This is a genomic window from Arthrobacter sp. CAL618 (assembly GCF_000468215.1).
Classification (GTDB): Bacteria; Actinomycetota; Actinomycetes; order Actinomycetales; family Micrococcaceae; genus Arthrobacter_D.
On the sequence record NZ_ASZW01000018.1, the window covers coordinates 1 to 20,677 of the forward strand.

Here is a 20,677-nt window from a genome sequence, read left to right on the forward strand (position 1 = left end):
GGGACCCAGGCGGGGAGTTACTTCCTCAGGGACTGAGCGATCTGAGCCATGATCGTCGGGTCGGACAGGGTTGACGAGTCGCCGACTTCCCGGCCCTCGGCAACGTCCTTGAGTAGGCGGCGCATGATCTTGCCGGAGCGGGTCTTCGGGAGCTCGGGCACCACCAGGATGTTGCGCGGCTTGGCGATCGGCCCGATCTCCTTGCCCACGTGGTTGCGCAGGGTGGTGACGATGTCGTCGTCGTCGACGGCCGAGCCACGCAGGATCACAAACGCGACCACTGCCTCGCCTGTCGTCTCATCGGAGGCACCGACGACGGCGGCCTCAGCCACCGACGGGTGGCTGACCAGCGCCGACTCGATCTCGGTGGTCGACAGCCGGTGACCGGAGATGTTCATCACGTCGTCCACGCGGCCCAGCAGCCAGATGTCGCCGTCCTTATCGCGCTTGGCGCCGTCCCCAGCAAAGTACATGTTGTCGAAGCGGGACCAGTAGGTGTCCTTGAACCGCTGCGGGTCGCCCCAGATGCCGCGGAGCATGGACGGCCACGGTTCGCGGACCACCAGATACCCGCCCGAACCGTTGGGCACCGATTCGCCCATCTCATCCACGACATCCACCGAGATCCCCGGCACTGCCACCTGCGCGGAGCCCGGCTTGGCGTGCGTGACGCCCGGCATCGGGGCGATCATGTGCGCACCGGTTTCGGTCTGCCACCAGGTATCCACGATCGGTGCACTGCCCCCACCGATCATTTCCCGGTACCACATCCACGCCTCAGGGTTGATGGGCTCACCCACGGAGCCCAGCACGCGGATCGAGGTGAGGTCGTATTTCTTGGGGATGTCGCGGCCCCATTTCATGAACGTCCGGATCGCCGTCGGAGCCGTGTACAGGATGGACACCTTGTACTTTTCCACCAGTTCCCACCACCGGCCCTGATGCGGGGTGTCGGGGGTGCCCTCGTACATGAGCTGGGTGGCGCCGTTGACGAGCGGCGCATAGGCGACGTAGCTGTGCCCGGTGACCCAGCCGACGTCGGCCGTGCACCAGAACACGTCGGTCTCCGGGCGCAGGTCGAACGTGTTCTTGTGGGTGAAGGCCGTCTGTGTCAGATACCCGCCGGTGGTGTGGAGGATGCCCTTAGGCTTCCCGGTGGTGCCCGAGGTGTACAGGATGAACAGCGGGTGCTCCGAGTCGTGTCCGACGGCGGTGTGATCGGCTGATGCACCGCCGACGGCGTCACTCCACCAGACGTCCCGACCTTCGGTCCACTCCACCGGCTCGCCGTTGCGCTTAACCACCACGACGTTAGTGACGGTGTGCCCCTCGCGTTCCAGGGCGCCGTCGACGGCTGGCTTCAACGCGCTGGGCTTGCCGCGACGGTAGGTGCCGTCCGCCGTGACGACGAGCTTGGCTTCAGCGTCATCGATCCGGTTGCGCAGAGCCTCGGCGGAGAAGCCGCCGAAGACCACCGAGTGCACAGCACCAATCCGGGCACAGGCGAGCATGGTGATGACTGCCTCGGGGATCATCGGCAGGTATACCGCCACCCGGTCACCCTTCTCGACTCCGAGCGAGAGGAACGCGTTTGATGCTTTCTTGACCTCTTCCGTGAGTTCCGCATAGGTGTAGGAGCGGGTGTCGCCGGGCTCGCCTTCAAAATGGATGGCTACACGATCCCCTCGGCCGGCCTCAACGTGGCGGTCAAGCGCGTTGTAGGCGGCGTTCACCCGGCCTCCGACAAACCATTTCGCGAAGGGAGCGTCGGAGAAGTCGAGAGCCTGGGTGAAATCTTCGTCCCAGGTGAGCAGGTCGCGTGCCTGAGCGGCCCAGAACTCCGGCCCGGCCTTGCCTTCCTCATAGAGGGAGGGCTGAGCTACGGCATTCGCCGCGAACTCCTCGGTGGGAGGAAAGCTACGCTCCTCCAGAAGCAGATTCTCAAATGCGTCGCCTTGCGTGGTCTGGGTGTTCTCAGTCATGTTCAACCCTTCATCGTGCCGGATAGCGTTAGGCGGCGAGCCACCCGGTTCGAAACCGGCACGCAGCACCGCGATACTGCTGACCAGACTAACCGCGCGCACCGACTTTGTGTGGGCGCGCTCACATCCGCAAATGTGAATGGTCGAATTTCTGCGGTGAGCGGCGGTGAGAAGGGCGCGAGTGGACCCGGATGGCTAGTGGAGGAGGGGCGGGTTGACTACTCTGGTGACAGGAAGCAAGGCTGGCCACTGCGGCCCGCCCGGCCGCTGCGACGAATGGAATCCCGAAATGACACATCCGCACACCGATCGGTTCGCTGGCAGCAGCAGCGACAGTTCACACCGCGCCAGCGAGGCGGTTCTGGGCCCATTCACTCTCCGCGAGGCGGTGATCGGCGGTTCGGTGTTGCTGATCTTCATCGGCTCGCTGCTTCCCTTCTTCGAGGCCAATGACTGGTTCGGCAACCTGTGGAACGCGTCCTCCCTCTTCTTCCTCGGAATCGGTATCATCCTCCCGGTAGCAACTGCGGGCTTGATTGCCGCCCGGCGGCTCGGGACCGACCTGCGGATCGGTTCGCTTTCGGTCGACCAGTTCGCGTCGGTGGTGGCCGCGCTTGCGACGACCTTCTTCTTCCTGCAGACGGTCACCTCCTTCCACATTGGGCCGCTCATCTGCCTCATCGGCGGGATTGGCATGCTGGCCGCCACCGTCGGAGGCCCGCATCTGCCGATGTTCGCCCGAGATTTTGCAGGCCGTCCCAGCTCAAACGCCCACCTGATGGCCCGTAGCATCCTGCCAGCCGCACCGAAAAAGCCCAAAGCCTCCGAGCCAGTTGCGGCCGAGCAGGTTACCGAGTTCACTCCCCAGCCAGGCTCGACGGCGGCGGCAGGTGCCAGCGCAGCAGCAGCGGGCTTCGGCGCAGGTCACGCCGGGACCACATCGCAACCTGCCGCGCAGAAGAAGAGCCCAGGCATTGCCGGCAAGTTCGGATTCGGCGCCGCAGCGAAGTCCTCTTCGGGCGACCAGGGCCCGAGCAGGCCCGAGGCGCATCTGAACAGCGGGGTGGGGGCAGCAGCGGGGGTCCAGGACAAGGAACTGGCTGACGCCGATTCATCCGGCTACCCGCGGTTCGCTGATGAGGATTTCGCCCCGTATGGCACGTCCCCCGACTCGGCACAGTCGCCAGACTCTGCACAGTCCCCTGACCCGGCTCAGTCCCCTGACGCGGCACCGTCGCCCGACTCCGCCCAGTCGCCCGACGGCAACTCCGACGCTGGTGTCAGCTCACCGACCGCGGATCAGGCTCCGGTGGATACCGGCCAGCAGGCAACTGCAACCCGGAAAGCCGCTACCCCCGAAACATCCTCCGCAACAACTGCTGCAACCGCCGCCGCGACAACTGCGCAGCCGGTCGTGGAACGCCAGCCCAGCGAGTCCCAGGACTCTATCTCAGCGACCAAGGACGCGGACGACGACGCCCCGGTGGTGGAAGCCTTCTGGTTCGCCGTCGGTTCACCCCGCCCGGTGGTCGACGAGGCCTCGGGTGTCGAACTCTTCGTCCTGCTTCCAGGTGACTGGGAGGTGGGCATCGAGGACCGTGGCGAGGAATTTCTGGTGCAGGACAAGCGCACGGGCCGGATCGGTGTCATGCGGGATCTCACCAACATCGAGCGCGCACCGAGCGACGGCTAGGCACCGACAGTGGTCGGTACGGTCTCCGCGGGTTCCCATGATCCGTCGCCGCTCGCCATCAAGCGGCGGGCCCGCAGGATTCATCGCAGGCTGGCCGAGGAATACCCCTACGCCGTTGCTGAACTCGACTTCACCAATCCCTTTGAGCTTCTCGTAGCGACAGTCCTGTCGGCCCAGACCACCGATGTCCGGGTCAACCTCACCACCCCGGCCCTGTTCGCCAGGTACCCAGACGCCCGCCGTCTTGCTGAAGCCGACGAAATGGACCTGCAGGATCTGATCCGGCCCACCGGATTTTTCCGCGCCAAGTCGAAGAGCCTGCTGGCCTTGTCCAACCGCCTCGTCGATGAGTTCGATGGGGTGGTCCCACCACGCCTGGAAGACCTTGTCACCCTCCCCGGAGTGGGTCGTAAAACCGCCAACGTGGTGCTCGGTAATGCGTTTGGCATCCCCGGGATCACTGTCGACACCCACTTCGGCCGGCTCGCGCGGCGCTTCCGTTGGACCGAGTCCGACGACGCGGTCAAGGTGGAGGCCGACGTCGCCCGCTTGTTCGACCCGCCGGACTGGACCATGCTCTCCCATCATGTGGTGTTCCACGGTCGCCGGGTCTGCCATGCACGCAAACCAGCCTGCGGCGCATGCCCCCTGGCCGCCCTCTGCCCCGCCTATGGTGACGGCGAGGTGGACCCGGTCAAAGCCGCGAAGCTGCTGAAGTACGAGTTGGCGCCGGGGCGGGAAGAGTTGCTGCAGCTGATGCGCGGGGGCGCCACACGGCGCGAACTGCAGGCCGCCGGATACAGCCTCGGAGCATGAGTGCCCGTCAACAGTTGCTGGATCTGGCGAAGCGGTCGGTGTCGCAGCCGGGGACGCTGCGCGGCATCGACCCGGCAGAGGCGCGCCACGCAGCGGTCCTGATCCTCTTCGGTATCCTCGATGACCGGCCAGCTGAGTTCCATGCGGGCGCCGTGCCCGATGACCTGGACGTCCTGCTGGTGCTACGTTCAGGGTCGCTGACGGACCATCCAGGTCAGGTGGCGTTCCCAGGGGGCCGGATCGACGACGGCGACGACGGCCCGGTGGCGGCGGCGCTTCGGGAGGCGTGGGAGGAAACCGGCGTCGACACCGCCGGGATCGAGGTGCTGGGACCGCTCCCCGAGTCTGGGCTTCCGGTCAGTAACTTCCTGGTCACACCAGTGCTCGCCTGGTGGGCCGACCAGTCACCGGTCACGGTGGTCGACGAGGCGGAGTCCGAACACGTCTTCCGGGTACCCGTGGCGGACCTGCTCAACCCGGCGGGCCGACGTTCCGTGATTGGGCACCGCAACGGCGTCACCTGGACCACCCCGGCTTTCCTGGTCAGGGACGTCACGGTGTGGGGATTCACTGCGCTACTTCTGGACGCCTTGTTTGATGACCTGGGGTGGACCCTGCCGTGGGACAAATCAGATCAGATCCCACCACCGCTCTGACCGACCAAGGCACCCTATTTGGCGTCCGCGTAGGAATCCACCACCACCACATTGACCGCAAAGTCGATGGGTATGTCCCCGAACATCAGCCGGGTCGCCGACTGTGCCGCGTCGGTGACCACCCGGCAGACCTCGTCGACCTGGGATTCGGGGACATGCAGCATCACCTCGTCGTGCAGAAAGAACACCAGTAGGTCAACGGGGGCTGGAACTGCCTTCGCGCGCAATTGACGCCGCAGTTCCGCGAGCCAGCAGAGCGCCCATTCGGCGGCGGTCGACTGGACCACAAAGTTGCGGGTGAACCGGCCACGCGATCGGGCAAGACCTTCCGCACGACGCTGCTCATCAGCGGTGGAGCTTTGCTGCGACGCCAGCCACGCGTCAGTTGCCGGGGGGCAACCGCGTCCCAGGTAGCTGCTCACCACACCACCGGCCTCGCCCGTGCGGGCAGCACTCTCCACGACCCCGATAGCCTGCGGATAGGTGCGGGCCAGTTGGGGCATCAACCGGCCAGATTCGCCGGTAGTGGCGCCGTACATCGCGCCCAACATCGCAAGTTTGGCCTTGGCCCGGTCGCCAAAGCCCTGCTCGGCAATCCCCTGATACAGGTCTTTCCCCCGGGCCGCAGTTGCCAGCGCCGAATCACGGCCGAGCGCTGCCAGCACCCGGGGTTCCAGCTGCGCTGCGTCAGCCACCACAAACCGATAGCCCGGATCGGGTCGCACCGCGTCACGGATCTGTCGAGGAATCTGGAGGGCGCCGCCACCCCTCGAGGCCCACCGCCCCGATACCACTCCACCCACCACATACTCGGGTCTGAAGCGGCCGCCCTGCACCCAGGCATCCAACCAGGTCCACCCATTGGCGGTCAGCAACCGGGAGAGCTTCTTGTAGCGCAGCAGGGGTTCAATCCCCGGGTGCTTGTGCTGTTCCAGCTCCCAGGACCGCGTGCTGGTTACCTCGATGCCTGCCCGGTGGAGCGCTCGCAGCAGCTCCTGCGGTGAGTCAGGGTTAAAACCGGGGTTGTTCAGGTGCACCCGTAGCTCACCGGCTATCCGCTCCAGCTCAGCAGGCCGCACGCCTTCACGGGGGCGGGGACCCAGCTGCGATTCCAGCAGCTCCTCATGGAGATCACGACGCCACGGTATTCCTGCGTTCTCCATCTCGGCGGCCAGGAGGGCGCCAGCCGATTCAGCCGCTAGCAGCAGCGACAGCCGTTGGGGAAACCGCCCTTCCGCAACAGCCTGCTGCTGGTCGCGGAACTCGGTGAGAACCTCGTCCGGCCCGGGTCCGCCGGGGGCGGAGGGGGTCTCGAAGAGGCTGAACTGCCCTATCGATGCGGCAACCGGGGGAAGTTGCCGCGCGGGGGCCTGATCCTGTGCGTCGGCGCTGTCCTGCAGCTTGGTGATGTAGGGCAGGTCAGCTGCGAAGCGAGAGTGCCGCAGGATGTCCCGGCACAGGCTCAGGTCATGGCACCGCTCGACGCTGATCTTTTGGTGCAGGAGCTGCGGGTACCAGTTGCGGGTGGCATCCCACACCCAGCGCACCTTCTGCGCCTCAAAGTGGCGGACGGCCGCGGCAAGTTCGTCGTGCCCGACGACGACGGCCGCACCAGTGGCCGATCCCGACGCATCCGCGGGCTGCAGCACGGCGACGGCGTCGTCTGTCGACCCCCCAGCCGGCCAGGCAGGGCTGCCTGGAGCGGGCGGTGAGGACACGACAACATACATGGCTCTATTGTCTCCCGCCCCACAGACAATCCTGGTCGGGCTCGACACCCCGCAAACCGCTCCTGTGGAGGCACCCGTCCTCCACAGGAGCAATTGTCGGACGCCTGTCCACATACGCCCGCTAGACTGCCCGGGCATCAGCTCCGGGGCCCCACGCTTGACCCATGACAGAAGGACGTCCCTGGCTCCCGGCTTCCGGGCGGGCAGGCGTAGCGTTGGTGACCAGCTCGCAACGCATCCGGGATGAAACCGCGAGGGTCGCGGCCGCGGCAGGGCTGGAGCTGACTGTGACGACCACGCTCCCCGAAGCCCGCCAACTGCACCCCGCCGTGCTGCTCGTGGGCAGCGACAGCGCCGAAACAGGATCAGCAACTGACGGTGAGCTGATCCTGGTGGGCCTATCTGGGGAAGACGGTGCAGTGTGGCAGACAGCAACCCGCCTCAACGCCTCCCAGGTTGCCCTGCTACCCGCTGCTGCCGGCTGGCTGGTGGAACGCTTCGCTGGCCTTCGGGCAAGCGGCCCGCGCGGTCACGTCCTCGGCGTGATGGGCTGCACGGGCGGAGTCGGAGCCAGTTCGCTGAGCTGCTGGCTCGCACTCGCCGCGGCCCGGTCCGGTCGGTCGTGTCTGCTCCTCGACGGTGATTGTGCGGGCGGGGGACTGGATCTCGCCGTATCTGAATCGCTCTCCGGTATCCGGTGGGAAGATCTCGGTGAGGTCAGCGGCACGCTCAACCCAGATCAACTAGTGGATGCGCTCCCCGTGGTCAGGGGTGTATCAGTCCTGGCCATGGGAGGTTCGCCGGCGATTGAGGCAGGGATACTCGGCTCTTCAGCTGTTAAGTCAGTGCTGGACGCGGTTCGAAGCGGTTTTGACCTGACGATCGCTGACCTTCCGTCCGGGTGGCCCTGGGGCGGACCGCTGCTTCCCTTCTGCGACGAACTGGTGCTGCTCGTCCCGGGGCGCCGTCGCCCCCTCGCTGTGGCTCATTCGATCGTGCAACAAACCCAGTTTCTCCCCGTCGGTCTCGTGGCCCGCGGCCCATTCGCTCAGGACCTGGATCCGCACCGGGTGGCCGAGCTGGCGGGTGGGCCCCTAATTGGGCATCTTCCGCAGCTACGCGGCGTCCCCACGGCTGAACGGCAGGGACGACTCCTAACAATTGGCAAGCACCGCCGGGTGCAGGCCCTCACCGCGCAGGCGTTGGCCACGGTGCCTTTCCATGCGAGGGGAGCCAGGCCGTGAGCGATCTGACACGCAGCCGACACCGTGACAATACGCACCGTGACAATACGCGCCGAGACAGCGCGGGCCCTGACAGCGCGGGCCGTGATGATGGGAACCGTGGTGCAGCCGCGGCGATGGTGAGCGAAGTGCGCCAGGCGGTCCTTGCCGACCAGCTACCGCTCACCGGGGCTCGTCTGGCTGCCGCCGTCCAATCGACGGGCAAGCTGCTGGGGGCCACCGGAATGCTCCGGACCGTTGACCAGGTGCAGGCGGAGCTGCAGGGGTTGGGGCCGCTGCAACACCTTCTCGAGGACCTCTCCGTGACAGACATCCTGGTCAACGGGCCCGATGAGGTGTGGGTCGACGGGGGCGCCGGACTGCGGCGAACCTCCCTCCGTTTCCGTACCGATGCTGAAGTGCGTACCTTGGCAACCCGGCTCATTTCAGCCGCTGGTAGACGTCTCGACGACGGCAACCCGTGCGTCGACGTCCGCCTGGCTGCATTTCGCGTCCATGCTGTCCTGCCACCGGTGTCCAACCGGGGCACCCTGCTGTCTATCCGCGTTCAACGCCATCGTGAGTTCACCATGGACGAGCTGATCCAGTCGGGAACCCTTGATCCGCTGATGGCCGAGGTGTTGCACGCGGTAGTGGTGCGGCGGCTGAACTTCCTGGTCAGCGGTGCAACTGGCACCGGCAAGACCACGCTCCTGTCGACGCTGCTGGCCCTGAGCGCTTCCTCTGAGCGCCTGGTGACGGTTGAGGATGCGGCTGAGTTGAACCCGCGTCATCCCCACGCAGTATCTTTGCAATGCCGCCACAATAATGCGGAGAGCTCCGGTGCAATCGACCTGGCGGAACTGGTCCGACAAGCGATGCGGATGCGTCCCGACCGGCTGATCGTCGGGGAGTGCCGTGGCGCGGAAGTCCGGGAACTCCTCGCGGCGATGAACACTGGTCACTCCGGTGCCGGCGGCACGATCCACTCCAACTCAGCTGAAACCGTCCCCGCACGGTTGATGGCCCTGGGATCCCTGGCCGGCCTGAACCGTGAAGCAATCACCCTGCAAGCCGCCAGTGCGCTGGACGTCGTGGTGCACCTGGTACGCAGCCCGGGGGGACGGCAGGTTGCGGTGATCGGCCTGGTGGAACTTGACGACGCCGGCGCGCTAAGAGTTCGCCCCGCCCTTGTCCGGTGCGGCGGTGGATGTGAGGCGGCGCCGGGCTGGGCGCGGTTGCAGGATCTGCTCAGGATTGGACCACAGTCATGACGGGATTCGCCGTCGGCGGGTTGATGCTTGTGGCCTTTCTCATCCTCGCCGTAACGGAGGTCCGGAGGGAGGGCCAGAACAACGCTGGGGAGCCAACCGGGGTCGGGAACCGGATCGCAGCGACGCGCAACCTGACCCGACCCGCCCAAGTAGCCCCGTCGGAGCTGCCCCTGTTCGTGTACCAGCTGACAGCGCTGCTGCAGGCGGGAAGGGCGCCGCACCAGCTATGGCAGGACATGACCGTGGTGTATTCGGCGGCCGGCAGGGAACGGATCCCGGGTTCCGGTCCTGGGTTCGAACAGGTTGCGCTGCCAGTTGTTCGCGCCGCCCAGCAGGCAGCAGCAATCGGGGCTGGGATCCCGGAGGTCCTCCGGCGCGCAGCAGCTGATCCGCACGGACGCGAACGCTGGCGCCTTAGCCGAGTCAGGACCCCACCAGCGGACTGTTCAGGCATGTGGCGGGACCTGGCGGTATGCCTGGAAGTATCCGAGCGAAGCGGCGCGCCACTGGTCGAAGTCCTGGGCCGGTATGCCGCCCAGTTGGAGCAATCACTCAGCGCCGCTGCGTCACGGGCAACGGCGCTGGCCGGGCCAGCCGCCACCGCGCGTCTCCTCGGCTGGCTCCCGATCTTCGGACTTGGGCTGGGCTACCTGACCGGCGCTCAACCCCTCGCTATCCTGTTCGGGTCGCTTCCCGGGCTGGTGTTGCTGTGTACAGGGAGCCTTCTGATGGTGGGCGGACGAGTCTGGTCCAATCGGCTTGTTGCCGCTGCGGCCCGGGACGGCTGAGGTGACCGGGCTGCTGGTCTTTAGCCTGACGGGCGCGGCTTTCCTCCTGCTGACAGCGTCCCAGGGGCTGGTTGGTGTGAGGTGGGGTGACAGGGAGGTTCCCGGGCACCGGACAGGTGCACCGCCGTGGCGGTGGCGCCGCGGCGGTGCGCCGCACGCGAAGAATCAGGACGCAGACGTCCTCGACACCGCATTGATGATTGATCTTCTCGCCGCAATTCTGACCGCCGGGGCGCCAATCGGAGTTGCTCTCACATCACTCGCTGGCTCCTGTCCACCGTCGTTGGCACGTGGCCTGCGAGCCGTGGCGAGTGCCCTGTCACTAGGCGCTGATTGGGACGTGGCGTGGAACTCAGCCGTCGCCCGCTCAGATGTCCGGACGGGGGAAATCCTCGTGGTGCTCAGCAGCGCTTTGCGGTTCGCTGCACTCACCGGTGCCTCGTCAGCCGGAATTGTCCACACCCATGCATCGCAGCTCCGGCGCCGCAGAAATAGCGAAGCAGAGCAACGAGCGGCCACGCTCGGCGTCCGGCTCGTGGTGCCTCTGGGTCTTTGTTATCTCCCGGCGTTCATCTGCTTCGGGGTGCTTCCGGTGGTCTTCGCCCTGGTTCCGGAGTGGTGACGCCAGTGAATACCGATCTACTGAGACTTGTCCACATAACCCGGTTGCGGCGCCCAACGGCCGGGCACTGCCGGGCAGAGTGTGAAGAGGGCGTCCTGGCGCCCACCAACAACCTCCCAGATACCCACAGTCGGAGAGGACGGCGCAGTTCGCCGGTGCTGCAGCATACGAATACTAAGGAGAGAGATATGTCGTCAGTAAGAGGGTCAGGTTCGCAATGGAGACGTCGGGTTGCCGACCGGTGGCACCGCCTAGCCAATTCGGAGGCCGGGATGGCCACCGCCGAGTACGCGATTGCCACGCTCGCCGCGGTGGGATTTGCTGCCCTCCTCGTGGCGGTCCTGTCGAGTGGGGAGGTCAGGGGAATGCTGATGTCCCTCATCAGCTCGGCCCTGAGTTTCGGGTAGCTGGCTGATGCCAGGGATCAGGCCGGTGGTGATACGGCAGCGCGGTGCGGTGACGGCAGAAGTCGCGATTGCGCTGCCGTCGCTGGTTTTGCTCCTCGCGCTCCTCCTGGGTGCCGCAACCGCGGGACTGACGCAGCTGCGGTTGGAGGAGGCGGCCCGCGCAGGTGCCCGGGAGGTCGTGCGCGGCGAGTCAACGGGTCAGGTGCAAACGACGGTGCGGCGCCTTGCAGGTGGGAATGTGCAACTTGATCTAGTGAGCGACGGTGGCTGGTCAACGGTGACAGTCAGCTCACGTCTGGCCGTCCCGTTGCTGGACCAGTTGGGGTGGGAGCTGTCAGCGTCAGCAACGGCGCGCTCCGAGCTGCAGAGCGAGGAGTCCGCACCCACTCAGACCGGGACAGCCGGGCGTTATCACCTACAACCCGAGGCCCCGATCGGACCAGACGCGCCGCGGATAGGCCCGGTAGGCCCCGTAGCGACGGCAGGTAGGACATGAGGAGTCTGTGCGTCGCCAGGAGCCCCCACGCTGAAACCGGCGCCGGGGCGCACGCTGAAACCGTCGCCAGGAGTCCCCACGCTGAAACTGGCGCTCAAACCGGCGCTGAAACAGGGGCCGGGACCGCACTGATCTGTGGGTTCGCGCTGGTGGTTCTCACCCTGATTACGGCAGTAATCTTGTTGGCCCAGGTCGGTACGGCAGCGGCACGGGCAGCTACCGCCGCTGATCTCGCGGCCCTGGCCGCCGCCGACGCGTCGCGTGGATTGACCGCGGGAGATCCCTGCACTGTCGCGATGGAAACCGCTGCGGCCCATGGCGCCTCCGTGCAGGCCTGTGCCCGGGAGGGTCCCGGGGGCACCATCGTGGAGGTGCGCACTTCGTTCACGGTGAAGGTGGTGATTGCCGGGTACCCGTTGCTGCCGGATGCAATGGGTCGGGCACGCGCCGGACCGCCGCCCTAGATCCGAATCCGCATCCGAATCCGAATCCGGAACGGAAACAGGAACCTGGACAAGGACAGGGAAGCGCCGGTCGCCGCACCTGGCCAGCGGTCCTAGCGGTGCGACGGGTTGGGGTCCTGCGCCAGGATCAATGCCAATAGTGTTGCGGCGCCGGACTTACTCAGCGGGTTGTTGCGGTTGCCGCACTTGGGCGACTGCACGCACGAGGGGCAGCCCGTGTCGCACTCGCACGCATCAATGGCGTCGAGGGTCGCCTTGACCCAGATCCGGACGGCTTCGTAGCCCCGCTCGGCAAACCCCGCCCCGCCGGGATGGCCGTCATAAACGAAGATGGTAGGGAGCATCGTGTCGGCGTGCAGTGCGGTTGAAACTCCACCAATATCCCATCTGTCGCTGGACGCCACGAGGGGTAGCAGACCGATGGCGGCATGTTCCGCGGCGTGGAGGGCGCCCGGCAGATCGGCCGCGGTCAGGCCGCTGCCTTCCAGTAGCTTCTGGTCGAACTCGAACCAGACACCCTTCGTGTGAAGATCCCGGGCCCCGAGTTCGAGCGGCTCTTCACCAAGGATTTCGTTGGAGACGAAGGCCTTCCGTTGAAACGACACCACCTGCGTGGTCACCATTACCTCGCCGAACCGGATCTGTAACCCGCCCCAGTCCTGTGTCCGGCTGGTGCTGATCACTTCAATCTCGGTGATATCCCTGGCCTGGGTGTAGTAATCCGGGTTGGACCGGGTCACCATGGCGCAATGATCCTGTTCGTTGAGCTCGTCGACCACGTAGGTCTGCCCTTGATGCACATAGATCGCACCGGCATGCGCCTGATAGTGGCTCTGCGGCGAATCCATGGTGCCGAGCATGGTCCCGGTCCCGGTCTCGACAATGCTGATCGGGCCGCCACCGTCGGCGCGCAGGCTGACCATCCCGGCAGCGCTTTGCGGGTGCGTCCAAAACCATCCGGCGGGCCGCTGGCGGAGGAACCCCTGGCTGACCAATTTCGCGAGCAGGTCCTCAACCCCGGAACCGAAGAGCGCGAGATCAGCCGATGTCAGCGGCAACTCGGCGGCGGCTGCGCAAAGGTGTGGGCCGAGCACATAGGGATTGGTGGGGTCAAAAACGGTAGCTTCCACCCCGACGTCGAACACTGCCTCCGGATGATGCACCAGATACGTGTCGAGTGGGTCATCGCTCGCGATGAAGGCTGCGAGCGCGTCCTGCCCCGACCGTCCGGCCCTGNCCTGCCGATCTGCTGCAGGAGCGAGGCCCGGGTGCCGGGCCACCCTGCTACCAGAACGGCGTCCAGCCCGGAGATATCGATACCAAGTTCAAGCGCGGGCGTGCTGGCAATACCGAGCAGCTGCCCGCTGCGCAGCGCTGACTCCAGTTCCCTGCGCTCCTCGGGAAGGTAACCCGACCGGTACGCAGCAACCCTGCCGGGCAGGCTGGGATGAACCTCATGGAGCAGCCGCTTTGACATCGCGGCGATGCTCTCCGCTCCCCGCCGCGACTTGATGAATGCGATCGTCCGGACCTGTGCGGAGACCAAATTGGTCAACAGGTCAGACGTCTCAGCGATGACGGTCCGGCGTTTGGGGGCACCGTTCTCTCCCCGCAGATCAGTGAGTTCTGGTTCCCAAAATGCTACGGTCGTTGACCCATGTGGGGAACTGTCCTCCACTACCGGCGTCGCCTCACTGCCAATCAGTTTCCCGAAGGAGGCACCAGGATCGGCCGACGTGGCGGAAGCGCCAATGAAAACGGGGGAGACGCCGTAGTACTCACAGACGCGCCGCAGACGACGCAGCAGATTCGCCACGTGGGAGCCGAAAACCCCACGGTAGCTGTGGGCTTCATCGACGATCACATACTTCAGCCGACGAAAAAACCTGGCCCACCAGGAATGGTTGGGCAGGATCCCGTAATGCAGCATGTCTGGGTTCGCCAGCACCAGGTTTGCGTGGTCTCGGATCCACCGGCGGGCTGTCGGATCGGTGTCGCCGTCGTACGTTTCCGCCCGGACCGTCGGAATGTTCATGGCCTTCACTGCCGCCAACTGATCTGCGGCGAGTGCCTTGGTTGGTGCGAGATAGAGAGCCACCGAACCGGTGGGCTCCAGCGAGGTCCGGTCCCCTAACGCGGTCCGGTGAATCTCGTCGAGCACCGGCAGCTGGTAGGCAAGCGATTTCCCGGATGCCGTGCCGGTGGCCACAATGGTGTGCCGACCGCTATGCGCAGCGTTTGCTGCGATCACCTGATGCCGCCAGGGGGTAGACACGCCCAACGACGCATAGGCAGCGACAATATCGGGGTGGGCCCAGTCCGGCCACGGCTCGGTGACGGCCTGCCGGGCGGGAATCTCCCGAACGTGAACCAGCTGCTCCGGTTCGGCGCCCCCACCAAGTAGGGGAATCAGGGAGTCATGAAGGGCCACCTTGCCATTGTGTCACTCCGGCGGGTGCGGAAAACCAGAAAAGGTAGGTTAGGCGCGAACCACGAAGACGTCGGCGAGATGCTGCCAGCCCAGGTACTGATACAACTGCTGGCCGTCAGCCGACGCCATGAGCAGCCCGTGTTCCACATCGTCTTCCAGCACCGCCGAGGTAAGCGCACGCATCACGTAGCTGCCGAGCCCGCGACGACGGAACTGTTCACTCGTCAGGATGCGGTCATAGACGGCGAAGCCCTGTTCCACTGCGACTGATCCGCGGGCCGCCTCCTCACCGTCGGCGGTCACGATGACCCGGCGACAGGTTGGCTCACGAAGGTGGGTAATGGAGAACACCTCATCAGGCGGGCGAGGGTCCTCGACGTCCTGACCGTCCATGTTCACGGTCATCAGTGCCTGATGGTTGTCAATCACCCTCAGGCCCAACGGGCTGAGTAGGCCGAGTAGTTCGTCCATCCGGGTGGTCACCACGGTGAGGAGACGATTCGGGTCGGCTCTGGTTTCAGCTGCGAGCGAGAGTGCCAATTCGTCGGTGGGTTCATACAAGAAGTGCTCCTGCTGATTGCCGTGATCCGTGAGGGATACGGACACCGTGCGGCCGTCGTCGTGCGGCTGATAGCTCCGGCAGGAGGACCAACCGGAGATCCACGTCTTCAGCAATTTTTCGGAGAGATGTGCACTCATGAAATGACCTTAGGCTTTGTGGCTGGTATTGAACATAGGACACCGAAGCCGTAGTCGATTCGAGACCTCACCGAGGGCGGACCGTTATGCTTGACTGCGTGTCCATGAACCGCATTGTGCTGTATTACGCTTTCACCCCGCTACCCGATCCGGAGGCCGTCCGACTCTGGCAGCGGGCACTCTGCGAGAAGCTCGGGCTCCGGGGCCGAATCCTGCTATCGAAAGACGGGATCAATGGAACCGTCGGCGGCGAATTGAACGCCATGAAGCAGTATGTGAAGGCAACCCGCGAGTATCCGGCCTTCAAAAAGATGGACATAAAGTGGTCCGAGGGCGGGGCAGCTGACTTTCCCCGGCTCAGCGTCAAGGTACGAGACGAAATCGTGTCTTTCGGCGCCCCCGCGGAGCTCAAAGTCAACGAGGACGGCGTTCTGGGTGGCGGCACGCACCTGAAACCCGCGGAACTGCACCGCCTGGTGGATGCCAAAAAGGCCAGTGGTGAGGAAGTGGTCTTTTTCGACGGTCGCAACGCGCTGGAGGCGCAGATCGGCCGGTTCAAAAACGCGATCGTCCCGAATGTCGCGACCACCCAGGACTTCGTCAATGAACTCGACTCTGGTCGGTATGACGACCTGAAAGACAAACCGGTGGTCACCTACTGCACTGGGGGGATCCGCTGCGAAGTTCTGTCCAGCCTGATGATCAATCGCGGCTTCACCGAGGTGTACCAGTTGGATGGCGGAATCGTGCGGTACGGGGAGGAGTACGGTGACTCGGGCCTCTGGGAGGGGTCCCTGTATGTTTTCGACAAGCGCATGCACATCGAGTTTTCACAGGATGCAAAAACCATCGGCAAGTGTGTTCGCTGTGAGACACCGACGAACAAGTTCGAGAACTGTTCCAACCTCGCCTGCCGCAATCTGACCCTGTACTGTGCGGACTGCGCCGCTTCCCCATCGACGCTGCGCTGCCCTCAGGGCTGCGAATCCGATGAGGCCGAGGCAACCGCCGCGGGTGCTGCGTGAGGCATGCCGAGTTCACCAGCGATGTCCCTGATGCACCGCTCAGCAGTGACAAGGCGCTTCTGGCGGCCCTCGCGGCCGACCTTCAATCACTCAATTACACGGTCGACGGCGTCGCCGGGCTCGTCGGTGTCGAAGCCTGGGAGTCGCTCGAAAACGATCAGCTGATCCCCGCGCTCCTCGCCTGCCGGCAAGCGGACGCAACAGCCGGGGACCAACCCACTGCTGCGGTATTGCTGTGGCTGCTCGGCGAAACGGTGCCCGAAGCCCACCTCAGCAGGGCTTTCATCCGGACCACACCGGACGGGCTGGCTCGCCTGGGCTTGGCTGAACGGCATGGTGCGGACGGTTGGCGGGCGGTTGTCGCCCTCCGCCCCTACTCTTCAGACGCCGGAGGCGATGTGTGGGTGGCCAGTGACCTAGGCCAGCATCAGCGGCCCGGGGTGCTCCGCCGCGATCACGTCCTCGGTGTTGGCCAGGCTTCTCGCACCCTGGCCCAACTGACGGTCCGGCCTGCCGTGGACCGTGCCCTTGATCTGGGCACCGGGTGCGGCATCCAGACCTTCCACCTCCTTGGTCATGTTCGGCATGTCACTGCCACCGATATCTCGGCTCGAGCGCTCGCGTTTACCCGCTTCAACCTGCTCCTGAATTTCGAACGGTTGGGGCTGGACCCCGATGACCTGGGAAACCGGGTAACACTCAGACAAGGAAGCCTCCTTGACCCGGTAGCTGGCGAAACATTCGACCTGGCAGTTTCGAACCCTCCATTCGTCATCACTCCCCGCCACCCGGCGGAAACCGCTGAAAGCCAGTTCACCTACCGTGATGGCGGACTGCCCGGCGACGATATTGTTTCGACGCTGTTCAAAGAACTACCTGGCGTCCTGACTCCGGGCGGCACGGCCCAGCTGTTGGGCAACTGGGAAATCTCCTCCGGGGCGCAGTGGCACGATCGGATCGAGTCGTGGATTCCCGCCAGCGTGGACTGCTGGGTGCTGCAGCGGGAACAGTTGACCCCGTCGGGCTATGCGCTGACCTGGCTGCGGGATGCCGCCGAAACCCGTGATCGAGACGGGTTCGTGGACCGGTATGCGGCCTACATCGACGACTTCCGGTCCCGCAACGTTGACTCGGTCGGCTTCGGCGCGGTGCTGCTTCGCACGCACGACGTGCCGCACACCGGACAGCCCGCCAGCCAGCAGGCCGCCTCAACGCCGGAGGTCCCGCTTCGTCAGTTCGAGGAGATCACGCACACGCTGGAGCAACCGATCGCCCCGCACTTCGCCGCCGGCATCGGCAGGTACGACTGGGTCGTCAAGCACGCCGAGGACCTGTCCGAGCAGCATTTGCTGGTGGCCGACGACGTCACCGAGGAACGTCACCAGCGCCCGGGCGCCGAACACCCCGGAGTGATCCTGCTCCGGCAGGGTGCTGGCTTTCGTCGCACCAACCTGCTGAGTACCGAGTTGGCAGGTTTCGTGTCCGCCTGCGACGGTGAGCTCTCGGCCGGTCAGATCGTGCTGGCTCTCAGTGCGCTCCTTGGCCAGGACGACGACGCCTTCCGGGCTGCCCTGCTGTCCGATGTGCGGAGGCTTCTCTTGGACGGATTCCTGATTCCGGCAGCAGCCAGCTGACGTCGGCAGGCCACCGTTCCCGGCCGCCAGCCCGGGCGTCGTGCGGCCCCGGCGAGGAGAGGTTCTGCACAGTTATCCCCTTTTTGTGACCAGCGGTACACCGAAGCCGTTACCCTATTGCAAGAAGGCATACCGCATACTGTGAAGGGTGTGGGGGCTAATGGCCCGAGTCGCCCCGTTACGAAAACCGCTGAAACGCCATCAGCTCAGCGGACCTATATATAGGAGAGAAGTGCCCACTAAGGCAACGGACAAGAAGCCCGGCCGCAAGCTCGTCATCGTTGAGTCACCCGCAAAAAGCAAGACCATTGCTGGTTATCTTGGCGAGGGCTTCGAGGTCACGGCGTCCATGGGGCACATCCGGGATCTTCCCCAGCCCTCAGACCTGCCCGCCGAGCTGAAGAAGACCGGTGTGGGCAAATTCGCGGTGGATCTCGACAACGACTTCGAGCCCTACTATGTGGTGTCGGCCAACAAGAAGAAGACAGTCGCCGAGCTGAAGGCGGCGCTCAAGGGCGCCGAAGCCCTCTACCTCGCAACTGACGGTGACCGTGAGGGTGAGGCAATCGCCTGGCACCTGCTTGAGGTGCTCAAACCCAAGGTCCCGGTCTACCGGCTGACGTTCCCCGAAATCACCAAGGAAGCCATCCAGCGTGCCCTGCTGGAAATGCGCGAACTCGACATTCCGATGGTCGACGCCCAGGAGACCCGCCGGATCCTGGACCGGCTGTACGGCTACGAAATCTCACCAGTACTGTGGCGCAAAGTGGCTCGCGGCCTCTCAGCTGGACGCGTGCAGTCGGTCGCCACCCGGCTTGTGGTCGAACGCGAGCGCGAACGGATGGCCTTCCGTGCAGCGTCCTACTGGGATCTCACCGGCACCTTCTCACCGCAGAGCGGTGACGAGCGTCAGTCCTTCGCGGCCAAACTTGTCAGCCTCGACGGTTCACGGGTGGCGACAGGCAAGGATTTCACCGACCTCGGAGAGCTGAAGTCATCGACGGTGGCCCGGCTCGATGCCGAAACCGCCGAATCGTTGGCGGCCGAACTGCAGGACGCCGAGTTTGCTGTCCGCTCGGTCGACACCAAGCCCTACACCCGCCGGCCTGCAGCGCCGTTCACCACCTCGACCCTGCAGCAGGAAGCAGCCCGCAAACTGCGATTCTCCTCCAGGGTCACCATGCAGGTTGCCCAGCGCCTGTATGAAAACGGCTACATCACGTATATGCGAACCGATTCACCGGCCCTTTCGGATCAGGCCGTCAACGCCGCCCGCCGTCAGGCATCCGAACTGTACGGTGCTGAATACGTCCCGGACGCCCGCCGTGTGTACAAAGGCAAGTCCAAGAACGCGCAGGAAGCCCATGAGGCGATCCGCCCCGCCGGTGACTCTTTCCGGACGCCGGCGCAGGTCGCCGGACAACTGCGCGGCGAAGAGTTCCGGCTATATGAACTCATCTGGAAGCGGACGGTCGCTTCCCAGATGGCTGATGCCAAGGGTTCGACGGCGACTCTCCGGTTGGGTGCTCTCGCAGCTGGTCCGGACGGAAAGACTCGTGACGCTGAGTTCTCGGCCTCCGGCACCGTCATCACCTTCCGCGGCTTCATGGCTGCCTATGAGGAAGGTAAGGATGCCGGGCGCAATGAGCAGGATGCCTCGGCCGATGGTGGGCAGGAAGCCCGGCTTCCCAACCTTGCCGCGGGGGACAAGCTGGGGGCGGAGGAGGTCAACGCCGTCGGGCATGAAACCTCACCGCCGCCGCGTTTCACTGAAGCTTCGCTGGTAAAGGTCCTGGAGGAGCTGGGCATCGGCCGGCCCTCAACCTACGCAGCAACCATCTCCACGATCATGGATCGCGGGTATGTGCGGACCCGCGGGCAGGCGCTGGTCCCTAGCTGGATCGCTTTCTCAGTGGTCCGGCTGCTGGAGGAGCACTTCCACGACTACGTCGACTACGACTTCACTGCGGAGCTGGAAGAGGATTTGGACCGCATTGCCCGCGGTGAAGCTGGCCGCGTCGACTGGCTGAACCACTTCTACTACGGGGACCGTAAGGTCACCGGGCTCCACACCATCGTGAACGACCTCGGCGAGATTGACGCACGCAAGATCAACTCCATTGAGATCGCCGAAGGCATCACACTGCGCGTCGGCAAGTTCGGGCCTTACCTGGAGAAGCCGCTCCCCGCTGATGCTGAAGAAGGAACCGAACCTCAGCGAGCCAACGTTCCTGAAGACCTGGCCCCCGACGAATTGACTGTCGAGAAGGCCATCGAACTGATGAACACCTCTGGTACCGAGGAACGGATCCTCGGCGAGGATCCGGAGACGGGGCGCTCCATCGCGGCACGGGACGGCCGCTATGGCCCCTACGTGATTGAGCTGATCCCGGAGGTCACCGAAGAGGAACTGGCCAAACAACCGGTGGAGTATTACAAGAACGGCAAGCCGAAGCCGCCGAAAAAGCCGACCAAGGAGAAGCCCCGCACAGGGTCCCTGTTCGCTTCAATGTCGCTGGACACGGTGACTCTTGAGGACGCCCTGAAACTCATGAATCTTCCTCGGGTCCTCGGCGTCGACGCTGAAGGCAAGGAGATCACCGTCCAGAACGGTCGGTTCGGTCCCTACCTGAAGAAGGGCACCGACTCGCGGTCCATCGGGTCGGAGGAGGAAATCTTCACCATCACGTTGGAGCAGGCGCTGGAGATCTACTCCCAGCCCAAACAGCGCGGCGGG

Annotated in this window: 16 protein-coding genes and 1 pseudogene; 13 read left to right on the top strand and 4 right to left on the bottom strand. The window is 64.9% G+C overall.

Translation table 11 applies throughout. From position 1 onward, the window contains the following. Positions 1 to 17 precede the first annotated feature (17 nt). Complete coding sequence (gene acs / locus K728_RS0100625; RefSeq protein WP_019483158.1) at positions 18 to 1,982, bottom strand: acetate--CoA ligase; 1,965 nt, start codon at positions 1,980 to 1,982, stop codon at positions 18 to 20. 289 nt (positions 1,983 to 2,271) lie between these two features. On the opposite strand from acs, the gene K728_RS0100630 reads away from it, so the two are divergent. The 3 genes from K728_RS0100630 to K728_RS0100640 are packed head-to-tail and all read left to right on the top strand — an operon-like array spanning position 2,272 to position 5,147. Then, positions 2,272 to 3,675 (top strand): hypothetical protein, encoded by a 1,404-nt coding sequence (locus K728_RS0100630; RefSeq protein WP_024475516.1) that lies wholly within the window; start codon positions 2,272 to 2,274, stop codon positions 3,673 to 3,675. Between the two features lie 9 nt (positions 3,676 to 3,684). Continuing rightward, positions 3,685 to 4,491, top strand: coding sequence for an endonuclease III (nth, locus tag K728_RS0100635; RefSeq protein ID WP_024475517.1), 807 nt, complete (start codon positions 3,685 to 3,687; stop codon positions 4,489 to 4,491). Beyond that, positions 4,488 to 5,147, top strand: a complete 660-nt coding sequence (locus K728_RS0100640) for an NUDIX hydrolase (RefSeq protein WP_019483160.1) — start codon at positions 4,488 to 4,490, stop codon at positions 5,145 to 5,147. Before nth ends, K728_RS0100640 begins: the two co-directional genes overlap by 4 nt. Positions 5,148 to 5,161: 14 nt before the next feature. Here K728_RS0100640 and K728_RS0100645 read toward each other — a convergent pair whose 3' ends face one another. Next, a complete protein-coding gene (locus tag K728_RS0100645) occupies positions 5,162 to 6,877 on the bottom strand; it encodes a bifunctional 3'-5' exonuclease/DNA polymerase (protein ID WP_024475518.1) in 1,716 nt (571 codons plus the stop codon). A gap of 218 nt (positions 6,878 to 7,095) precedes the next feature. Between K728_RS0100645 and ssd the strand changes: the two genes are divergently transcribed. From ssd to K728_RS18065, 7 genes are all read left to right on the top strand, one after another. Then, positions 7,096 to 8,121 (top strand): septum site-determining protein Ssd, encoded by a 1,026-nt coding sequence (gene ssd, locus K728_RS18050; protein ID WP_024475519.1) that lies wholly within the window; start codon positions 7,096 to 7,098, stop codon positions 8,119 to 8,121. Next, a complete protein-coding gene (locus tag K728_RS0100655; RefSeq protein ID WP_443110893.1) occupies positions 8,118 to 9,374 on the top strand; it encodes a TadA family conjugal transfer-associated ATPase in 1,257 nt (418 codons plus the stop codon). The genes ssd and K728_RS0100655 overlap by 4 nt, the downstream gene beginning before the upstream one ends. Next, entirely contained in the window at positions 9,371 to 10,162 is a 792-nt protein-coding gene (locus K728_RS18055) for a type II secretion system F family protein (protein WP_024475521.1), read from the top strand. The genes K728_RS0100655 and K728_RS18055 overlap by 4 nt, the downstream gene beginning before the upstream one ends. A 1-nt stretch (position 10,163) precedes the next feature. Next, entirely contained in the window at positions 10,164 to 10,784 is a 621-nt protein-coding gene (locus tag K728_RS0100665; protein ID WP_024475522.1) for a type II secretion system F family protein, read from the top strand. 188 nt (positions 10,785 to 10,972) lie between these two features. Then, on the top strand, positions 10,973 to 11,191 hold the full coding sequence (locus tag K728_RS20325; protein WP_083850916.1) for a DUF4244 domain-containing protein: 219 nt from the start codon (positions 10,973 to 10,975) through the stop codon (positions 11,189 to 11,191). 7 nt (positions 11,192 to 11,198) lie between these two features. Next, positions 11,199 to 11,687, top strand: a complete 489-nt coding sequence (locus K728_RS18060; protein ID WP_156809070.1) for a TadE family type IV pilus minor pilin — start codon at positions 11,199 to 11,201, stop codon at positions 11,685 to 11,687. Beyond that, complete coding sequence (locus tag K728_RS18065) at positions 11,684 to 12,151, top strand: Rv3654c family TadE-like protein (protein ID WP_019483168.1); 468 nt, start codon at positions 11,684 to 11,686, stop codon at positions 12,149 to 12,151. Before K728_RS18060 ends, K728_RS18065 begins: the two co-directional genes overlap by 4 nt. A gap of 92 nt (positions 12,152 to 12,243) precedes the next feature. On the opposite strand, the pseudogene K728_RS18070 reads toward K728_RS18065, so the two are convergent. Both K728_RS18070 and K728_RS0100690 read right to left on the bottom strand, forming a co-directional pair. Beyond that, positions 12,244 to 14,582: pseudogene (locus K728_RS18070) on the bottom strand (DEAD/DEAH box helicase). A gap of 48 nt (positions 14,583 to 14,630) precedes the next feature. Further along, positions 14,631 to 15,281 carry a GNAT family N-acetyltransferase gene (locus K728_RS0100690; RefSeq protein WP_024475523.1) on the bottom strand — a complete coding sequence of 217 codons (651 nt, stop codon included), beginning with the start codon at positions 15,279 to 15,281 and terminating at the stop codon, positions 14,631 to 14,633. 98 nt (positions 15,282 to 15,379) lie between these two features. On the opposite strand from K728_RS0100690, the gene trhO reads away from it, so the two are divergent. The 3 genes from trhO to topA all read left to right on the top strand — a co-directional run. Further along, a complete protein-coding gene (trhO, locus tag K728_RS0100695; RefSeq protein ID WP_024475524.1) occupies positions 15,380 to 16,306 on the top strand; it encodes an oxygen-dependent tRNA uridine(34) hydroxylase TrhO in 927 nt (308 codons plus the stop codon). After that, on the top strand, positions 16,303 to 17,940 hold the full coding sequence (locus K728_RS0100700) for a DUF7059 domain-containing protein (protein WP_024475525.1): 1,638 nt from the start codon (positions 16,303 to 16,305) through the stop codon (positions 17,938 to 17,940). Before trhO ends, K728_RS0100700 begins: the two co-directional genes overlap by 4 nt. A 232-nt stretch (positions 17,941 to 18,172) precedes the next feature. After that, on the top strand, positions 18,173 to 20,677 hold a 2,505-nt coding region (topA, locus tag K728_RS18075; protein ID WP_443110894.1), incomplete at its 3' end, for a type I DNA topoisomerase.